The organism is Vreelandella maris (assembly GCF_013371085.1).
GTDB lineage: Bacteria > Pseudomonadota > Gammaproteobacteria > Pseudomonadales > Halomonadaceae > Vreelandella > Vreelandella maris.
The window spans coordinates 1-16,987 of record NZ_JABWCV010000009.1; the positions used below are offsets into that span (position 1 = coordinate 1).

At 54.0% G+C, this 16,987-nt stretch carries 16 protein-coding genes and 2 pseudogenes; 9 read left to right on the top strand and 9 right to left on the bottom strand.

Going from position 1 to position 16,987, the window contains the following annotated elements; translation table 11 throughout:
- Positions 1-117: 117 nt before the first annotated feature.
- From HUO07_RS09280 to HUO07_RS09305, 6 genes and pseudogenes are all read right to left on the bottom strand, one after another.
- Positions 118-963 (bottom strand): annotated as a pseudogene (locus tag HUO07_RS09280) (histone deacetylase family protein); the annotation flags it as partial.
- A gap of 9 nt (positions 964-972) precedes the next feature.
- Positions 973-1,272: a GIY-YIG nuclease family protein gene (locus tag HUO07_RS09285; protein ID WP_235272444.1), complete on the bottom strand. Its 300-nt coding sequence runs from the start codon at positions 1,270-1,272 to the stop codon at positions 973-975.
- Positions 1,269-4,250, bottom strand: coding sequence for a putative bifunctional diguanylate cyclase/phosphodiesterase (locus tag HUO07_RS09290; RefSeq protein ID WP_340162496.1), 2,982 nt, complete (start codon positions 4,248-4,250; stop codon positions 1,269-1,271). Before HUO07_RS09290 ends, HUO07_RS09285 begins: the two co-directional genes overlap by 4 nt.
- Positions 4,210-4,770: a hypothetical protein gene (locus tag HUO07_RS09295; protein ID WP_176303357.1), complete on the bottom strand. Its 561-nt coding sequence runs from the start codon at positions 4,768-4,770 to the stop codon at positions 4,210-4,212. The genes HUO07_RS09290 and HUO07_RS09295 overlap by 41 nt, the downstream gene beginning before the upstream one ends.
- A 36-nt stretch (positions 4,771-4,806) precedes the next feature.
- Positions 4,807-5,835 (bottom strand): tripartite tricarboxylate transporter substrate binding protein, encoded by a 1,029-nt coding sequence (locus HUO07_RS09300; RefSeq protein WP_176303358.1) that lies wholly within the window; start codon positions 5,833-5,835, stop codon positions 4,807-4,809.
- Positions 5,836-5,866: 31 nt separating this feature from the next.
- A complete protein-coding gene (locus HUO07_RS09305) occupies positions 5,867-6,340 on the bottom strand; it encodes a YchJ family protein (protein ID WP_176303359.1) in 474 nt (157 codons plus the stop codon).
- A gap of 186 nt (positions 6,341-6,526) precedes the next feature.
- Here HUO07_RS09305 and HUO07_RS09310 point away from each other — a divergent pair, with 186 nt between their 5' ends.
- Complete coding sequence (locus HUO07_RS09310; protein WP_008957053.1) at positions 6,527-6,838, top strand: hypothetical protein; 312 nt, start codon at positions 6,527-6,529, stop codon at positions 6,836-6,838.
- 68 nt (positions 6,839-6,906) lie between these two features.
- On the opposite strand, the gene argE is transcribed toward HUO07_RS09310, so the two are convergent.
- Positions 6,907-8,079: an acetylornithine deacetylase gene (gene argE / locus HUO07_RS09315; protein ID WP_176303360.1), complete on the bottom strand. Its 1,173-nt coding sequence runs from the start codon at positions 8,077-8,079 to the stop codon at positions 6,907-6,909.
- Positions 8,080-8,284: 205 nt separating this feature from the next.
- On the opposite strand from argE, the gene ugpB reads away from it, so the two are divergent.
- The 8 genes and pseudogenes from ugpB (at position 8,285) to HUO07_RS09355 (ending at position 15,495) form a co-directional block, all read left to right on the top strand.
- On the top strand, positions 8,285-9,610 hold the full coding sequence (gene ugpB / locus HUO07_RS09320) for a sn-glycerol-3-phosphate ABC transporter substrate-binding protein UgpB (RefSeq protein WP_176303361.1): 1,326 nt from the start codon (positions 8,285-8,287) through the stop codon (positions 9,608-9,610).
- 65 nt (positions 9,611-9,675) lie between these two features.
- On the top strand, positions 9,676-10,560 hold the full coding sequence (gene ugpA / locus HUO07_RS09325) for a sn-glycerol-3-phosphate ABC transporter permease UgpA (RefSeq protein ID WP_176303362.1): 885 nt from the start codon (positions 9,676-9,678) through the stop codon (positions 10,558-10,560).
- Positions 10,561-10,598: 38 nt separating this feature from the next.
- Complete coding sequence (gene ugpE, locus HUO07_RS09330) at positions 10,599-11,438, top strand: sn-glycerol-3-phosphate ABC transporter permease UgpE (protein WP_176303363.1); 840 nt, start codon at positions 10,599-10,601, stop codon at positions 11,436-11,438.
- Between the two features lie 2 nt (positions 11,439-11,440).
- Positions 11,441-12,496, top strand: coding sequence for a sn-glycerol-3-phosphate import ATP-binding protein UgpC (locus HUO07_RS09335; RefSeq protein ID WP_176303469.1), 1,056 nt, complete (start codon positions 11,441-11,443; stop codon positions 12,494-12,496).
- A 76-nt stretch (positions 12,497-12,572) separates the two neighbouring features.
- Positions 12,573-13,817 (top strand): annotated as a pseudogene (locus HUO07_RS09340) (RNA polymerase sigma factor).
- A gap of 81 nt (positions 13,818-13,898) precedes the next feature.
- Positions 13,899-14,744 carry a YciI family protein gene (locus HUO07_RS09345; protein ID WP_176303364.1) on the top strand — a complete coding sequence of 282 codons (846 nt, stop codon included), beginning with the start codon at positions 13,899-13,901 and terminating at the stop codon, positions 14,742-14,744.
- A complete protein-coding gene (locus HUO07_RS09350; RefSeq protein ID WP_176303365.1) occupies positions 14,741-15,127 on the top strand; it encodes a YciI family protein in 387 nt (128 codons plus the stop codon). The genes HUO07_RS09345 and HUO07_RS09350 overlap by 4 nt, the downstream gene beginning before the upstream one ends.
- On the top strand, positions 15,124-15,495 hold the full coding sequence (locus HUO07_RS09355) for a DUF1428 domain-containing protein (RefSeq protein ID WP_176303366.1): 372 nt from the start codon (positions 15,124-15,126) through the stop codon (positions 15,493-15,495). The genes HUO07_RS09350 and HUO07_RS09355 overlap by 4 nt, the downstream gene beginning before the upstream one ends.
- A 150-nt stretch (positions 15,496-15,645) precedes the next feature.
- Here the strand turns inward: HUO07_RS09355 and HUO07_RS09360 are convergent, their stop codons facing one another.
- On the bottom strand, positions 15,646-16,095 hold the full coding sequence (locus tag HUO07_RS09360) for a DUF305 domain-containing protein (RefSeq protein ID WP_176303367.1): 450 nt from the start codon (positions 16,093-16,095) through the stop codon (positions 15,646-15,648).
- Between the two features lie 109 nt (positions 16,096-16,204).
- Positions 16,205-16,870, bottom strand: coding sequence for an SDR family oxidoreductase (locus HUO07_RS09365; RefSeq protein ID WP_176303368.1), 666 nt, complete (start codon positions 16,868-16,870; stop codon positions 16,205-16,207).
- Positions 16,871-16,987 lie beyond the last annotated feature (117 nt).

A 16,987-nucleotide genomic window follows, 5' to 3' on the forward strand; every position in this document is an offset into this window, starting at 1 on the left:
GGTCAGCTTTTCAGGTACCATTTTGGAAGCGGCTGTTGGTGCTTGATGGATTGGTTAGGTTCTTGAAATCATAGCACTTTCAGCCGCTTTCTTTTATACCCTGTGAGAAATCCGGGCTAGCGATACGATTAAACACTCGCACTCAGCGGCTTTCATCTGCGCCAACGCCTGCTCCAGTGTGGCCATCCATGTGTTAACGCTGGTACCCGGCGGTAACGGGTAATTAATATTAAAGCCCTCGCCCTTACCTTCGCCGCTTTCATCAGCGTAGCCCAAGTAATACGGAAAGGTTACCTCAGGGTCTCCGTGTAATGAGATAAACAGTACATCGTCACGCTTGTAGAAAATCTGCTGGGTACCATTGCCGTGGTGAAAATCGACGTCAAGGATGGCGACCCGGCGCTTGCCTGCATCCAGCGCTCGCTGGGCGGCAATGGCGGCGTTATTAAAAAAGCAGTACCCGCCGAACTGATCAAACGCAGCATGGTGGCCTGGCGGACGACACAGGCCAAAACTGGGTTCGCCGGTTTGTAGCGTATGCTCTACCGCACCTAACGCCACGTCTTTACTCGCCATCGCGGCTTCAAAGGTGCCTTCTGAAATGGACGTTTCTGCCGCCAGTGCATAATAGCCTAGCTGGCCGCTAACGGATTGCGGAATGCGGTCACCGCGCATGGTTCGGGCGGGCCAAATATTGGGAATCGCCTCACCTTCATGCCCAGCCGCTTGCCACTCTTTCCAGCAGTTGGCTAGAAACGTCACATACTCTTGATCATGCACCGCTAGCACTGGTGCCAGCCCGTAGGCGGCGGGCGCTCGAATATCGCCAAGCCCAGAATGGCAGAGATGCTTTAGAACTAAATCCAGGCGTTCCGGGCACTCAAACGGGGTGACCAACGCGCCGTCATGTAGCTCTGTACGCGCTTGGCGTAAGCGGCTGCCCTCTGAATAAAACGTCAGCATTCCGGCTCCTTAATGGACATCTAACTGAACAGGCCACTGTTTGGCCCAGCGGCGTTTTTGACTCGGCGTTTGCTGCTTTAACTGATACTCAGCTCGGCTGGCAGCGGCGCGGTCTTCAAACGGCTCGGCGCCCAGCAGCGCAACGGGCGGATTCGCACGGGTATAACGTGCCCCTTTGCCTGTGCAGTGCGCTTGATAGCGCTTCGCTAGGTTATTGGTAATGCCCGCGTAGGTACCGCGTCGGCACTCCAGCAGATAAACATACCACTGATTTTCAGCAAGCTGGCTTTCGCTTGGCAAGCTAGTCACTCGTTTGTCTCGTAATAGGGAATTGAATCGGTCGATAGCGAGGCAATAAAGTTTTTCAAGGCCTCAATTGGCATTGGCTTCGCTAGCCCAAAACCTTGAAATATATCGCATTGGTAGGACATTAGGCGTAGATGCTGCTCTTCAGTCTCGACGCCTTCCGCTACCACCCTTAGCCCAAGGTGGTGAGCCATGGAAATAATGCCCTGCACGATGGCGGCATCATCGCCGCTATGGGTAAGCTCGCGGATAAAGCTACGATCTATTTTTACTGTGCTGATCGGCAGGAGTTTTAAATAGCTTAAGCTTGAAAATCCGGTGCCGAAATCATCGATCGATACGCTTATCTGCATACTCCGCAGCGCTTGAAGGGTATCAATCGCCGCTTCGGTATTATCCATCAGGATTCCTTCGGTCAGTTCTAAAGATAACTGTTCCGGCGGTAACCCAGTGTCTAACAACGTTTGACGCAGCGTGGTCAGAAAACTAGCACGGTTAAATTGAAGGGGTGATAGGTTAACAGCTACTTGAACGGGGCCCAACCCGCCTAGGGTTAACGCCTGCATATCTAAGCAAGCACGTTTAAGCACCCATTCACTAATCGGTATGATCTGGCCGGTGGCTTCAGCGAGCGGTATAAAACGTGATGGTGAAATCCAACCTTTACTCGGGTGTTGCCAGCGTAGCAAAGCCTCAACGCCCGCCAACTGACCACGCTGGTCGATCAATGGCTGATAATGTAGCTGGAAGGCCTCCCGCTCGATGGCTTCTTGCAACTCATTGCGTAACACCATCCGCTCGCTGACTGAGTCGGTAAAAGCCTCAGTAAACCACTCATAGGCGTTACGACCCTGCTGCTTGGCTTTGTACATCGCCATATCGGCCTGCTGAATCAGCATTTGCGGCTGTAGGGTAGTGTCTTGACTGAGCGCAATGCCAATACTGGCAGTGAGGTAAAGCTCTTGTCCGTCTAGGCAATAGGGTCGCGCCAATGTCGTTAGCATGCACTCTACACGCTCTACGATCTGCGCTTCTTCTGTGATATCGGTAAGTAGCATCACAAACTCATCGCCACCTAGCCGCGCCACTGTATCCTTTGGCCCTAAGGTAGCTTGCAGGCGCCTGGCCACCTCGATTAATACCCGATCCCCTACCGCATGGCCGAGATTATCGTTTATCGGTTTGAAATCATCCAAGTCAACAAATAGCACCGCTAATCGCTGTTCGCCCTGCTGTGAAAGAGTAAATTGCGCCAGTAGCTTATCTTCAAAGAGCGCACGATTAGGTAATCGAGTTAAATCATCATGACTGGCGTGATAAGCCAGCCGCGCTTCGTACGCTTTATGCTTGGAGATATCGTGCTGAACGCCCACAAAATGGGTAACGCGCCCCTCTTGATCACGCACTGGAGAAATATATAAATCGTTCCAAAACGGCGTCCCATCTTTACGATAGTTGCACAGGGTCACGTGCACATCACGCTGTTCAGCCAAGTGACGACGCATTTTCGCCACAATGGCAGGATCGCTACCACTGCCCTGCAGAAACCGGCAGTTATGACCGATAACATCCTCCTGCGTATAGCCCGTCATGGTGGTAAACGCTTTGTTCGCATACAGGATGGGCATATTAGGCAGATTGGCATCAGCGATCAGTACCCCGTTAACACTCGCTTCAACACTGCGCTCCAAGGTGCGTAATTGTGTTTGCTGAGCACGGCTGATAGTCACGTCTTGAGCAATGCCGTAGATGCCGACAACGTTGTTATTGATGCTAATCGGCAGGGCAATCACATCTAAAAGATGGGACTCCCCGTTACGATCAAGAATAGAGAGATCAAAACGAGTAATCTTTTCCTGGATGGCAATTGCAAAATGCTGATCGACACGCTCTTTGTCGTCAGCATTAATAAAATGGGTGAAATGCTGATCTAGAATTTCGCTCTGCGTATAACCGGTGATGTTAACGCAACTCGCGTTAGCGGTAACAAAGCGGCCTTCGCTATCCAGTGAAAACACCGCATCAGGATGATAGGTAAAAAGCGAGCGATAGCGTTGTTCGCTCTCTGCCAGTGAAAGCTGCGCCGCGGTTAACTCTCTAGCGCGTGCGATGCCTACGCCCACCAACCCTAAACTAAATGCCAATAGCCAGCTGAGTAGCAGCCCTCCCATGGCAACGGTGACTGGCATAAAGCTCATCATATACCAATTATAATGAGCGCCCGGGTAGGCGTATAAGGTGAGGTTAATCCCGCCTGGCAAGCCGGCATGCCGCGATGCCAACGCCATATCCGGCGTTAAAACGGGATCAGCACTAAACCCTGATGGGTGTAGTACGAGCAGCGGCTTCGTTGCACGATTAACACTGACCTGAAAAGGCCCTAGCGCCATTCGCAGCTCATTGTTAAGCAACTCTGCTATATCAAACGTCGAGAGCAACTGCTGCCCGCTGCTCTGATTAGAAATAGTCATCAATACCCGCTGAGGTTGGCTCGCATCAGGAATCATCAAGCGCGGCTGGCTGAGTGGAGCGTTCAACCAGTTATTTACTCGCGGCTTGGTGATTTGCTGTTGAAACCACGTTTCCTCATCCAAAGTGCGGGTGGTTGACCACAAGAGCTGCCGCTCTTCATTGAGTAGCATGATGGCTTTTAAGCTGGGCATATCGCGCAGATAATTCTGCGCATCAGGCACCAACCAAGCCGCATCAACATCGCCTTCTGCTGCGTTCAATCGCTCGGCCATACGCTGCATCTGATGTAAACGGGCACGCGTTGCCTGCTCAGCATTGAGCTGTACATTATCCAGTAGATACATAGCCTGTTGTTGCGTGGCCGCATGCTGCTGCATGCTGAGTAGTAGCCACGCAAAGCTACTGATGGCGACGCCGGACAACGCGGCAACGATAGCCCAACGTCCTGGATTAAGAGGTGCTGGCTGTTTACGCCCCCCAATGGCAACCAGCGCACTTCCCAGCAGCACGGCAAACACCACCACTGCCACGGGTGAAGATGAAAAAAGCGGGCTCTCTGCTTCGACGCCACTCCATAAACGTGCAATGACTAAGCCTGAAAAGAGCCATAAAATAAGGCCCGTCGCCAGCCATAAACAGCGGCGGCGAAAGGTAGCGAACCCAATCAATAAACAGAGCGCCACCGCGAGTAGCATCACGGCGGCTATCGACGTAATACGCGGCTGTCCCGTTAACCATGAGCCTTCCTGCCCCCCCCGCCCATTGATTGTGCGCCAGGGTATACACCAGCATTGCCATCAATAAACATGCGCTGAGACGGCGTAGCCACCGCCAATGTTGCAACGCTGCCAACAGCCCTATACCTAATAGCAAGGTTGCCACGGCAGCATCAGGCACCAGGGTTACCGCGAACAACGAGTACTGCGCGCTAATACCAAACATTAGCCCTGCCAAGCCCATGAAGAGTAGCGCGGCAGCGACCATTAAAAGCAGCGTTTCCAACGCCAAATCACGGGGTTTAATCGGCATGTGCTACGGAACTCCTACTTAGCACGACACTGATGGCTAACGTTCAAACGCGACGCTTTCCGACAGCGACTTTAACAGCGTGTACTGATGGTTAAGATAATCGGCATAGTCGTTCAGCGGACGATAGTCGATTAGGGAGCCATGACTATGCTCAATAGTGCGCGCCAGCTTTGGCTGAGCCAGTGCTTGCTCAAAGGCACTGGCCAGTATCGCTAATCTTTCGGGGGGAGTATTCAACGGTGCAAAAACACCCCTGTCAGTGGTGTTCACCAGTTCGATACCCTGCTCTTGTAGTGTGGGTACTGCTGGCAATGCGGTTAACCTAGCGTCACTTGCCACGCCCAACGGCGTGAGTGCACTGGTAGCGAACAGCTCACTCGCTGAGGGCAGGTTAAGCATCGCAAAATCGATCTCACCAGCAAGTAATGCGGTCACTTGTGATCCAGTATCAGGGTAATGAATGAACACTATATCTTGGGCATCAATACCCGTTTGCTGGAAAAAATGCAGCCAAAAAAAATGGTCAGTGGAGGTAGGGACTACGCCAAACGTTAACGGTTCAGCCTGCTCCGCGACTAACGCAGGAATATCACTGGCATGTTGAGCAGCGTGGCCAGGATAGGTAGCGGGTATGTTCACTGTTCGCGTGAGTAGTGCAACAGGCGCAAAAGCATCATGAGAATAAGCAGACAGCTCCGCAAAGTATGCAAGGTCGATGGTTTGGTGACTGCCTAGCAGTGTATGACCATCGGCCTCTGCATCTTTGACAGATTGTGAGCCACGCGTCGCGCCACTGCCCGCAATATTAACGATATTGATCGCGGTATCTAGATAGGTTTGTGCTTCCGCCGATATGTCACGAAACAGTACATCGGTGGCACCCCCAGGGCCAAAGGGTATGACTAGCGTAATGTCGGTGTCGGGAAAGGGATTATCGGCCAGCGTGATAAAGCTCCAGATGCATAGCCATGTTCCCATCCACGCTGTAAGCGCCATTCTTAAGCGTTTTTGCAAGCCACCCTTTCCCCGGTGATGACTTAACGCTAACCCCTTTTTTGGGCTCATTTTTTGCCTCATTTTTATTAGTGATTCGCGCCTACTCACCACAACATAACTTTAATTTATCCCCGCTGCCACATAAGCATGAGTCATTGCGGCCGGGTTTTAGTCGGGTAAGCGTGGGAGAGCCATCCACATACCACCAACGCTGCTGCTCGTGCACGAAGCGGGACACCTCTTCCAATACATGCCAGCGTTTTCGCCCATGCCCTCGTTCATAGAAAAATGCCCGAAAATGCACCTGACCACTCTGCGCAAGCGCTGGCTCGGCGCTCACAATCACCAGTCTCTTCCACTTGGTTTCAGGATCCGGCCCAAGTTCGGCTGGCCGTGTGCTGGGGTGCCATGTGGCCAGTAGGTAGTCGCTTAAGCCTAATGCAAAGGCCGAATAGCGAGAGCGCATTAGCGCTTCAGGGGTAGGCGCTATCTCGCCTTGATGGTACCGGCCACAGCATATAGTCAGCATTAAATCGCTACCACAGGGGCAACTTACATCAGTCGTGCGGGTCATAGCTTAGGCTCTTTAACGTCATCTTCTATAGCCTAACCGATACATCCTATGCGCGTCGCCCGACGTGTATCACTATTGTTTCGATTTTCATGCCACGTTAGGTATATAGTAGTAGGGCAATACATTCAGACGATGGGGTACGAATCACGATTGATCATTCTTTCCAAAATTTTTGGAGGTTCTCCTATGAAGGTCTTTAAACCGGAATGGCAGTGCACGTTTAGCGTAAACGAAGGCGCGGAAGAATCAGCAACTTGGAAAGAGAAAATCGCGTGGCGGCTCAGGGGAGTTGCGGATCGACTGGAAGGCGGCGGGCGCACGGTAAAAATCGATTATCGCGTGACGCCAGCCGTTAGCCCACAGGAAGTGGATACTTGCTTAGGCAAGGGCTTCGAAGTAACTCAGCGCCTGTTGACGCAGTTAGCCCAACAGCAGGCGTGCGAAGATGTGATGCGCCATGCAAAAGCTGAGCTGTTTGAACAACATCCTCAGCACTGAAATGGTAACGCCAAACATCCCACCCCTTTAACCGGGTGGGATGTTTTTGTGTGGCTATTGGGCGGTTTTTAGCCAGCGTCAGCGGGCTTCTCAAGTGCTTTGCCCATCTTGGTTAGAAACGCTTCGCACGCTTCAAGCTGTTCAATATCGATATACTCATCGGGCTGATGCGCCTGGGCAATGCTGCCCGGACCGAGAATAATGGTTTGTAAGCCCTGGCCCTGGAACTGCCCCGCTTCTGTAGCGTAAGCCACTGCATGGTTACAGCAAGCGGCGGGCAAGTGGTCTTTAGCCAAGCGAAGTACTCGGTCGTTATCGCGATCCGCCAACCCCGGCACTGTGACGTTAAGGGGCTCGGTGGTGATGTCAACGTGCTTGCCTTTGGCCTTGAGCTCGCCGGTTAGCTGCTCACAAAACGCCTCAAAGCGCGCATATATCTCGTCAAAAGTATCGGTCGGCAGGTGACGAATCTCCCACTCGAACTGACACTCCCGCGCCATAATATTGATGGCCGTTCCGCCTTTGATTTTACCCACATGTAGGCTGGTGTGAGGCACGTTAAAAGCTTCATCAACTCGCCCCTCTTCGACCAACGCCGCCATGGTGTCTTCAATAAAGGTGACGAGTCTTGCCGCCACGTGAATGGCTGAGGTGCCTTGATTCACTTGGCTGCTATGAGCTTCCTGGCCAGTCACCGTAGTGCGCAGGTTGGTAGCGCCTTTCTGCGCGACCACAGGTTGCATACTGGTGGGCTCGCCAACAATCACATGGGCGGTGGTGGAGTAGTGCTCGTAAAAGCGCTTAATAAGGCTGGGCGCCCCCACGCAGCCGATCTCTTCATCGTAAGAGAAGCCAAGATAAATGGGCTGCTGCAGAGGCGCTTTCACCCAGTTAGGCACCATCGACAAGACACAGGCGATAAAACCTTTCATATCGCAGGTACCCCGCCCGTAGAGCCGCCCATCATCACCGTCGCGCAGGGTGAAGGGATCGCTCGACCAAGGCTGTCCTGCCACCGGCACCACATCGGTATGCCCGGAAAGCATTACCCCACCTGGGGCATCTGGGCCGATTCTTGCAATCAAATTGGCCTTGGTGCCGCAGGGGCTCATCACCCGCTCGGCGCTAACGCCAACCTCGGCCAAATAGCCTTCAACATACTCAATCAGCGCCAAGTTGGATTCGCTGGAGGTGGTGTCAAAGGCAACCAGTTTTTCGAGTAGAGCGATAGCGTGAGGCATTATGTTCTCTTTTCAAAATTGCTTGTCGCTAACCCTAACACCCTCCCGATACTTCGCCTACTCCCCGTCATTAGCCGTGAATGTCATCGCGTGTTCACCTCGCATTCATCAAAACGTCATCGTCACTTTCTACTGTTCAGTGCATCCAATAAAACTTAATAACACACTGCACACCTGATTAAGTTCAGGCCCACAAGGAGCTGTTATGTCTCGTTTATCACTGCACGCGCTTGCTGTTGGGGTGGCGACTGCCAGCCTAAGCTTATCCGCCCAGGCCGCAACGGAAGTTAGCTGGTGGCACGCCATGGGCGGCCAGCTCGGTGAAATCCTTGAAGGCATCACCGAGGATTTTAACCAGTCCCAAGACGAGTACCAGGTCACGCCCAGCTACCGCGGCACCTATGCCGAAACCATGACCGGTGCCATTGCCGCTTTCCGTGCAAACGAACAGCCACATATCCTGCAGGTGTTTGAAGTTGGTACCGGCACCATGATGAACGCCAAAGGCGCCATCTACCCAGTATATGAACTGATGGAAGAGCACGGTCGCGCTTTCGATAATGAGGCCTTCCTGCCCGCCGTGGTCGGTTATTACACCGACACCAATGGCAACATGCTCTCTTTCCCGTTCAACTCTTCTACGCCGATTATGTACTACAACCGCGACGTATTTGAGGAAGCGGGCCTCGATCCTGAACAGCCGCCCGAAACCTGGGAAGCGCTGGCCGAGGCCTCTCGTCAAATCGTCGAATCCGGGGCGGCTAGCTGCGGTTTCACTTCGTCTTGGCCTAGCTGGGTAATGCTGGAAAACTTCTCCGCCATGCATAACTCGCCGCTCGGCACATTGGAAAACGGTTTTGGCGGCATGGAGACCGAGCTAAATTTCAACAATGAGCTGGTCGCCCGCCATTGGGATAACCTACACGACTGGCAGGAAGAGAACATTTACCGCTGGGCAGGCCCCGGGACCGGCCCGGATTCCGAGCCGATGTTCTATTCCCAGGACTGTGCGATTTTCTTTGGCTCTTCTGCTTCCCGCGCCGATGTCGCCGCCAACTCAGAATTTGAAGTCGGCTTTGGCATGCAGCCCTACTACGACGACGTAGAAGGCGCACCGCAGAACTCGATCATCGGTGGCGCTACGCTTTGGGCACTTCAAGGCCACAGCGATGAAGAGTATGCAGCCGTTGCCGCTTTCTTTGAGTACCTCTCTCAGCCTGAAGTACAGGCAGAGTGGCATCAGCAGACCGGCTACTTACCCATCACCCAAGCCGCTTGGGATTTGAGCAAAGAGCAGGGTTACTACGAAGAGAACCCCGGTGCGGATATTTCTCTGCAGCAGATGACGCTCAACGAGCCGACCGAGAACTCGAAAGGCCTTCGTTTTGGTAACTTCGTACAGATTCGCGACATCATTTCCGAAGAGATGGAAGCCGTAATGACCGGTGGTAAATCGGGTCAGGAAGCCGCAGACGACGCGGTAGAGCGCGGCAATGCGCTGCTGCGTGACTTTGAATCCGCCAATCAGTAAATAAGCACTTACTTCGCCGCCTTCCCTTAGGGTAGGCGGCGCTTTCGTTTACATGCGAGCTGCCCATGCAAACTAAACGCATGACGTTTCCAGGGCGATGGCTGCCTTTCGCGCTGCTGGCGCCCCAGGTAATTGTTACTCTGATCTTTTTTATCTGGCCTGCGGGCCAAGCGCTGTACCAATCGCTACTGCGTGAAGACGCTTTTGGGCTGCGCTCTACGTTTGTGGGCCTGGAAAACTTTGCCCGTCTGTTTCGCGACGGTAGCTACCTCAATTCGATGTCGGTGACCGCCATATTCGCTGTTGGCACCACGCTGGTATCAATGTCGGTGGCGCTACTGCTGGCTAGCACTGTGAACCGGATGATTCGTTCACGCAGCACCTATACCACGCTCCTCGTTTGGCCCTACGCCATTGCGCCTGCGATTGCCGGTGTTTTGTGGTGGTTTATCTTCAACCCTTCCATCGGCATCGTGCCCTATATGCTGGAAATGGTCGGTTACCAGTGGAACCACCGAAACTCGGGGAGCGACGCCATGCTGCTGGTCATTCTTGCCGCAGCCTGGAAGCAGATCTCTTACAACTTCCTGTTCTTTTTGGCGGGTCTACAGTCTATTCCGCAATCGCTCATTGAGGCAGCCTCGATTGATGGCGCCAGCCCTTTCAAGCGTTTCTGGACGATCATTTTCCCACTGCTTTCGCCCACGACCTTTTTCTTGATGGTGGTGAACGTGGTGTACGCCATGTTCGATACCTTCGGCATTATTCACGCCACTACCCAAGGTGGACCGGCTCAGTCGACCAATATTTTGGTTTACAAGGTCTACGCCGATGGCTTTGTAGGCCTCAATTTGGGTTCTTCCGCAGCTCAGTCGGTGATCCTCATGGTGATTGTAGTGGTGCTCACTGTGATTCAGTTCCGCTTTATTGAGCGGCGCGTGAACTATTAACAAACGTACTATTAAATCGGCCTCGTTGGAGTGTTGTCATGGTTGAAAATCGCCCATGGGCCAATTTTTTCGCCCATACCGTGTTAATCATCGGCGTCGCGCTGGTGGTCTTTCCGGTTTATATCGCCCTGGTGGCCTCGACCCAGGCGCCGGGTGAGTTAATGCGCACCCTACCGCTGCTGCCCGGCAGCCATGGGATCGAAAACTATACCCAAATGTGGCAATCGGGCATATCGTCAGCGAACTCCCCGCCTGCCGCGCTGATGCTTTGGAACAGCTTTGTGATGGCCATGGCCATCACCGTGGGAAAGCTGTCCATTTCGCTACTTTCCGCCTTTGCGATTGTCTACTTCCGCTTCCGTTTTCGGATGTTCTTCTTCTGGCTGATCTTCGTCACCCTGATGCTGCCGGTTGAGGTGCGCATTATCCCCACCTTTCAGGTGGTCGCGGACCTTAATATGCTCAATAGCTTTGCCGGGCTGTCGATACCATTGATTGCCTCAGCCACCGCGACCTTTCTGTTCCGACAGTTCTTCATGACCATTCCCGAAGAGATGCTCGAAGCCGCCAGGGTCGACGGCGCCGGGCCGTTCAAATTCTTTAAAGACATCTTGATGCCGCTCTCCGTGACCAACATCGCAGCGCTGTTTGTGATCATGTTTATTTATGGCTGGAACCAATACCTCTGGCCGCTGCTGATCACCACCGACCCCGACTACACCACCATTGTGATGGGCATCCAGCGCATGACCTCGGAAGAGAACCCACAATGGCACCTGGTGATGGCCGCAGTGGTAATGGCAGCGCTGCCGCCGGTATTAGTGATTCTGTTTATGCAACGCCTGTTCGTGAAAGGCCTGACCGAAACGGAGAAATAAGCATGGCCAGTATTACCTTGGAAGGGCTAAAGAAAACCTACACCGGCAACGTGAATGCGGTAAAAGGCATCGACTTACACATTGAAGACGGTGAATTCGTAGTACTGGTCGGGCCTTCGGGCTGCGGAAAATCTACCCTGCTACGTATGGTGGCGGGGTTGGAAACCATCACGGAAGGCACGCTAAAAATCGGCGATCGGGTGGTGAATAAACTCGAACCCGCCGAGCGCGATATCGCCATGGTGTTCCAGAACTATGCGCTCTACCCGCATATGACGGTGTACAACAATCTCGCCTATGGCCTGAAAAACCGCGGCTTTAAAAAAGATGAGATTGAGAAGCGCGTGCGCGTTGCCGCCAAAATGCTTGAGATCGAAGAGTTTCTGGATCGCAAACCGCGCAAGCTCTCCGGCGGACAGCGCCAGCGGGTGGCCATGGGCCGCGCCCTGGTGCGCGACCCAGCGGCTTTCCTGCTTGATGAGCCGCTTTCCAACCTGGATGCCAAACTGCGTGTGCAGATGCGCGTGGAGATCAAGCAGCTACAGCGGCGCCTGAAAACCACCAGCCTGTACGTGACCCACGACCAGTTAGAGGCGATGACCTTAGGCGATCGCTTAGTGGTACTAAACGCGGGTCAGATTGAGCAAGTGGGCACGCCCATGGAGATCTACGCCCGCCCTGCCACCATGTTCGTCGCCGGGTTTATCGGTTCGCCCGCCATGAACATGCTGCCAGTGGATTACCTAAAAGCCCAGGGTGCCAACGGCCTGCTGGATAACCTGCCAGAAGGTACCGATATCGTCGGCATTCGCCCGGACGATATGCACTTGGCTCCCCCCGAAGCGCCGCATCTGATTGTCGACTCTACGCTTGCGCTGTTTGAAGCCGCCGGTGCCGAAAGCCACCTATACGTGACCCTCGCCGATAGCGACCAGCCCACGGTCATCCGCGTGTCGGGCCAGCCGCCGGTCGCCGAAGGCGAAACCCTGCGATTTTTTGTGACCCGGGACGCGCTGCATCCTTTCAACAGCGCCACGGGGAAACGCACAGGGGATTGAACGCCTCCCTCCCAAAAAACAAGTCAACGGAGAAACCATGCGCTACGTTTGAGATAAAGCTTACGGATCTCCCTTGATGAGTACTGAACCTGCATCCATTGATGACCTGTATCGTGAGCACTCCCGGCGCGTGCAGGCGACGCTGATACGCCTGCTGGGGGATTTTGAGCTGGCCGAAGAAGCCATGCAGGACGCCTTTATGGCGGCTGTTCAACAGTGGCCAGTTAACGGCAAACCTGATAACCCCACGGCATGGCTAATTCGCACCGGCTACCACTGCGGAATCGACCAAATCCGCCAGCGCAGTACTGCTCGCCGTCGGGCTCACTTGCTATTACCCACAGAGCGGTTACCTACAGAAGAGACGCTGGATCTTGAGCTAACGGCTATCGAAGACGACGCCTTGCGGCTGCTATTTACCTGCTGCCACCCAAGTTTGAGCATGGAAGCACGGATTGCCCTGACGCTTCGCGAAATATGCGGTTTGACCACTGAGCAAGTAGCCAGCGCGCTACTGATGAAGCCTCCGACGCTGGCTCAGCGTATCGTACGAGCCAAACGTAAAATTCGCGATGCGCATATTCCTTATGCCGTGCCTACCCAGGAAGAGTTACCCGAGCGCCTACCCGATGTGCTCCAAGTTATCTATCTGGTCTTCAATGAGGGCTACTCACGCAGCACGGGCGCCAGCGTGGTCGATATCAGCCTAACCCAAGAAGCCATGCGACTGGGCAATGAGCTGGCACGGCTACTGCCCCAGGGTGAGGTATTTGGGCTGATGGCCTTGATGCTGCTTAACAATGCCCGCCGGGATGCGCGCCAGGATAACGACGGAGAACTGGTGACATTGGATGCTCAGGACAGACGCCTATAGCACCAAGAGGATATCCACGTCGGCATAGCGTGGCTGGAACAGGCGCTGGCGCTCACCCCTACCGGGTACTACACCCTTCAGGCGTCGATTGCCGCCGTACACGCCCAGGCCAGCCGCGCCGAGCAGACCGATTGGGGGCGTATCGTCAGGCTCTACGATGTCCTCTGCCGAGGTTTTCCATCCCCCATCCTGGCGCTGAATCGTGCGGTCGCCATTGCCATGAATGGTGCACCTGACACCGGCCTGAAGTTACTCGACGACATCGCCCATCACCCGCAAATAAGCCGCTATCATCTCTTTCATGCCGCAAAAGCAGATTTACTGCGCCGCCAAGGCCAGTATGAGGCCGCACGTAACGCCTATCAGCAAGCGTTACTATTGGCCACTCTGGAGCCAGAAAAACGGTTTCTGAACAGGCGATTGGCAGAGCTCGAAAATTCCCCATAAAAAAATGCTTAGGCTATGTCGATTCAAGACGATGCCAAACGACTAGAGAGATCACTACCCTGACCAACCAGGAGGCTCTCAATGAAATTCATGCTGATACGCCGTGCCGATGCCGACACCGAGAATGGCGCTATGCCATCCCAGGAAATGTTTGCCGCCATGGCTGCTTATAACCAGCGCATGACCGAGGCAGGTGTGTTTTTAAACGGCGATGGCTTACGCCCGACCAGTGACGGGTGTCTGATCCGTTTCAAAAACGGTGAGCCCACCATCATCCCCGGGCCTTTGTATCCAGCCAGTGAGCGTATTGCCGGTTACAGTGTGCTCGAAGTCCCCTCCCTACAGGCGGCCATTGAGTGGGCCCAGCAGTGGCCCACCCAGGATGCCGATGGCAACGTGACCCTGGAGCTGCGGCGCTACTTCTCGCTGGAGGATTTTGAGCCCGGTGCCGGACTCGAGCAGCACCGCAACCTTGCTCGTGTACCGAATGCCATGAACGTGCACGTTGCCTTTCCCGGCACCTGCCGGGAGGCCATGCAGTTCTATGCCGATGTCACTGGAGGGCAGCTGGAGTGCCTGTTGACCTACGCTGAAACGCCCGCAGTTGAACACTCACCGCCGGAACTCCATGACCGCATCATTCATGCCTCGTTGAACCTGCGTGGACGCCGCTTGATGGGCGCGGATCTGGCAGCTGACTGCTATACACCACCGCAAGGGGTAGAGGTTCAATTGGAGTATCAAGATATCGAGCAGGCCGCACGAACCTTTGCTCAGCTAGCGGAGGGTGGAAAGATCATCATGCCGTTCGAAGCGACCTTCTGGTCACCAGGGTTCGGCATGGCAACCGACCGTTTTGGCGTCGGCTGGATGGTAAATGTCTCGTCAGACAACTGTCCCTTGGCCACAGAAGGAGACTCCCCATGAAGTACGTTGCGCTGGTCTATTACCAAGAACAGATTATCAACGCCATGAGCGAACAGGAGTGGCACGACCTCAACCAGGAATGCATTGCTGGGGTTGAGCGCCTGAGCGCCAGCGGCCACTACCTGGCCGGACAGCCGTTACAACCGACGGAGACCGCCACCACCGTGCGCGTGCGCGATGGCGAGACGTTAATCTCCGATGGCCCATTTGCGGAAACCAAGGAGCAGTTGGCCGGTTTCTACCTGCTCGAAGCCCACGACTTGAATGAGGCGCTGCAGCTGGCTAGCCGCATCCCACCAGCCCGGCTGGGCAGTATTGAGGTACGCCCCGTTCGAGAACTCCCCCTAAAGCACAGTAAAACAGTAATAGGAGAGCAGCCATGAGCAAGCTTACACACCCTTATGTGGATGGTTTCGTCGCTGCCGTGCCCAGCGCTAATAAAGATGCGTTTATTGAGCATGCCCGTGCCGCGGCTGTTGTTTTCAAGGAGCACGGCGCACTGCGGGTCGTGGAGTGCTGGGAAGACGATGTCCCCGAAGGGGAAGTGACCTCCTTTTCCATGGCGGTCAAACGCAAGGATGGCGAAAGCATCATCTTTTCCTGGATAGAGTGGCCATCGCGGGCCGTGCGTGATGAAGGAATGGCCAAAGTCATGCAAGACCCGCGCTTGCAGATGGACGTTAATCCAATGCCGTTTGATGGCAAGCGACTCATTTTCGGTGGTTTTAAAAGTATCATTGATGAGGAGTGACAGGGCACCGCCCGACATAATAGTTGGAAGCGCTATGCGTGAACCGATGGCATAGCGCCTTCCAAGCCAATATCCGACCGACTACCCGCCAACTGAATTTCGACAATCTTGTGCCAACCTGCCCACCAGTAGCGGTTTCAATAAGCGTTATTACTCACCTTCAAGATCCGCTATTAATGCTTTCATTTCTGCGATCTCTTCCCGCTGGGTCTCGATAATTGAGTCGGCGAGTTCACGTACGCGGGGATCGGTTATCTGAGCACGCTCACTGGTCAGAATGGCAATAGAGTGATGCGGAATCATCGCCTTCATATAGGAAACATCATCCACCGTCTGCTGGCTACGCACCAGCCACAGCGCCCCGGCAAAGACCACGATGCTGCCCACCAAAATAGCCAGGTTCACGCCCTTTTTGGAGTACATATCAAGCATGAAACCCAGCATGACCACTGCCATCGTGGCCCCCATGACAATAGCCATGTAAGTACGGGTTTCACTGAAAGTGACATGGTCTAACTGGTAAGTGTTCAGGTACATCAACCCCAACATGATCACGGTCGCCGTCACGATCATAGCGCCGAAACGTAAATACATTTTCATCGCATTCCTCCTTGAACCCATTATCGGAGTTACGAGTGTAGATACCGATTCGCTATCCTGGCGAATGACAACGGTGCAACCAAAGGATGCTTTTTATGTCCCGCAACAATCACCAGGAAAGAAGCTCACCATTGCTATGCCAGAACCCACCACTGTTATCTAGTGTCAGCGCTTCAATACGGGCAGCAATGCCTAAAGCAGCTTCTTGCGGGCTTATTAAGCCACCAAAATTGACCATGCGTGTTTGCACATAGCCTGGGTGAAGCTGGGCCACCGCAATACCTTTGGGCTTTAGATCTACTGCCAGCGATTTACCAAACGCATTCAGCGCTGCTTTAGAGGCTCGATAACCATAGCGCCCACCGGAGTCGTTATCAGCAATTGAGCCCATTCGGCTAGTGATATTGGCGATTTTGCTGCCTTCGGCAAGGTTGGGGAGCAGCGCCTCGACCACCCGCAACGGCGCATAGGCGTTAATTTCCATTTGCTCGCGAATACTGTCGAAATCGATATTGCCAAGCGATTCATCACGCAGCATGCCTGCATTGTTAATTAACAGCGTGATCGCTTGCCCGTCGAGCGCCGTTACCAGGCGGACGATATCATCTGGCTGGGTAACATCAATGTTCTCAATCACTTGATCAGCCACGCGATCGAGCTCTTCTGACGACTGCCGACAGACGCCTATAACCTGCCACCCAGCATCAAAATAGTGCCCTGCCAGCGCTAAACCTACACCGCGCTTGGCTCCCGTAATTACCACTGTCGGTTTCATTTTGGTCTCCCTGTTGCCATTCATAGTGCGCCCTACCCAGCCTAGGTGATAATCGCGCGATTGGCTTTCTGACAATCATGGCATTGCCGTTCGTTATCATTCCTTACCACGTTGTCA

Coding starts and splice junctions, on each gene's coding strand:
- HUO07_RS09295 (WP_176303357.1), bottom strand. CDS start 4,770: ATGCCGATTAAACCCCGTGATTTGGCGTTGGAAACGCTGCTTTTAATG.
- HUO07_RS09300 (WP_176303358.1), bottom strand. CDS start 5,835: ATGAGCCCAAAAAAGGGGTTAGCGTTAAGTCATCACCGGGGAAAGGGT.
- HUO07_RS09305 (WP_176303359.1), bottom strand. CDS start 6,340: ATGACCCGCACGACTGATGTAAGTTGCCCCTGTGGTAGCGATTTAATG.
- HUO07_RS09310 (WP_008957053.1), top strand. CDS start 6,527: ATGAAGGTCTTTAAACCGGAATGGCAGTGCACGTTTAGCGTAAACGAA.
- argE (WP_176303360.1), bottom strand. CDS start 8,079: ATGCCTCACGCTATCGCTCTACTCGAAAAACTGGTTGCCTTTGACACC.
- ugpB (WP_176303361.1), top strand. CDS start 8,285: ATGTCTCGTTTATCACTGCACGCGCTTGCTGTTGGGGTGGCGACTGCC.
- ugpA (WP_176303362.1), top strand. CDS start 9,676: ATGCAAACTAAACGCATGACGTTTCCAGGGCGATGGCTGCCTTTCGCG.
- ugpE (WP_176303363.1), top strand. CDS start 10,599: ATGGTTGAAAATCGCCCATGGGCCAATTTTTTCGCCCATACCGTGTTA.
- HUO07_RS09335 (WP_176303469.1), top strand. CDS start 11,441: ATGGCCAGTATTACCTTGGAAGGGCTAAAGAAAACCTACACCGGCAAC.
- HUO07_RS09345 (WP_176303364.1), top strand. CDS start 13,899: ATGAAATTCATGCTGATACGCCGTGCCGATGCCGACACCGAGAATGGC.
- HUO07_RS09350 (WP_176303365.1), top strand. CDS start 14,741: ATGAAGTACGTTGCGCTGGTCTATTACCAAGAACAGATTATCAACGCC.
- HUO07_RS09355 (WP_176303366.1), top strand. CDS start 15,124: ATGAGCAAGCTTACACACCCTTATGTGGATGGTTTCGTCGCTGCCGTG.
- HUO07_RS09360 (WP_176303367.1), bottom strand. CDS start 16,095: ATGAAAATGTATTTACGTTTCGGCGCTATGATCGTGACGGCGACCGTG.
- HUO07_RS09365 (WP_176303368.1), bottom strand. CDS start 16,870: ATGAAACCGACAGTGGTAATTACGGGAGCCAAGCGCGGTGTAGGTTTA.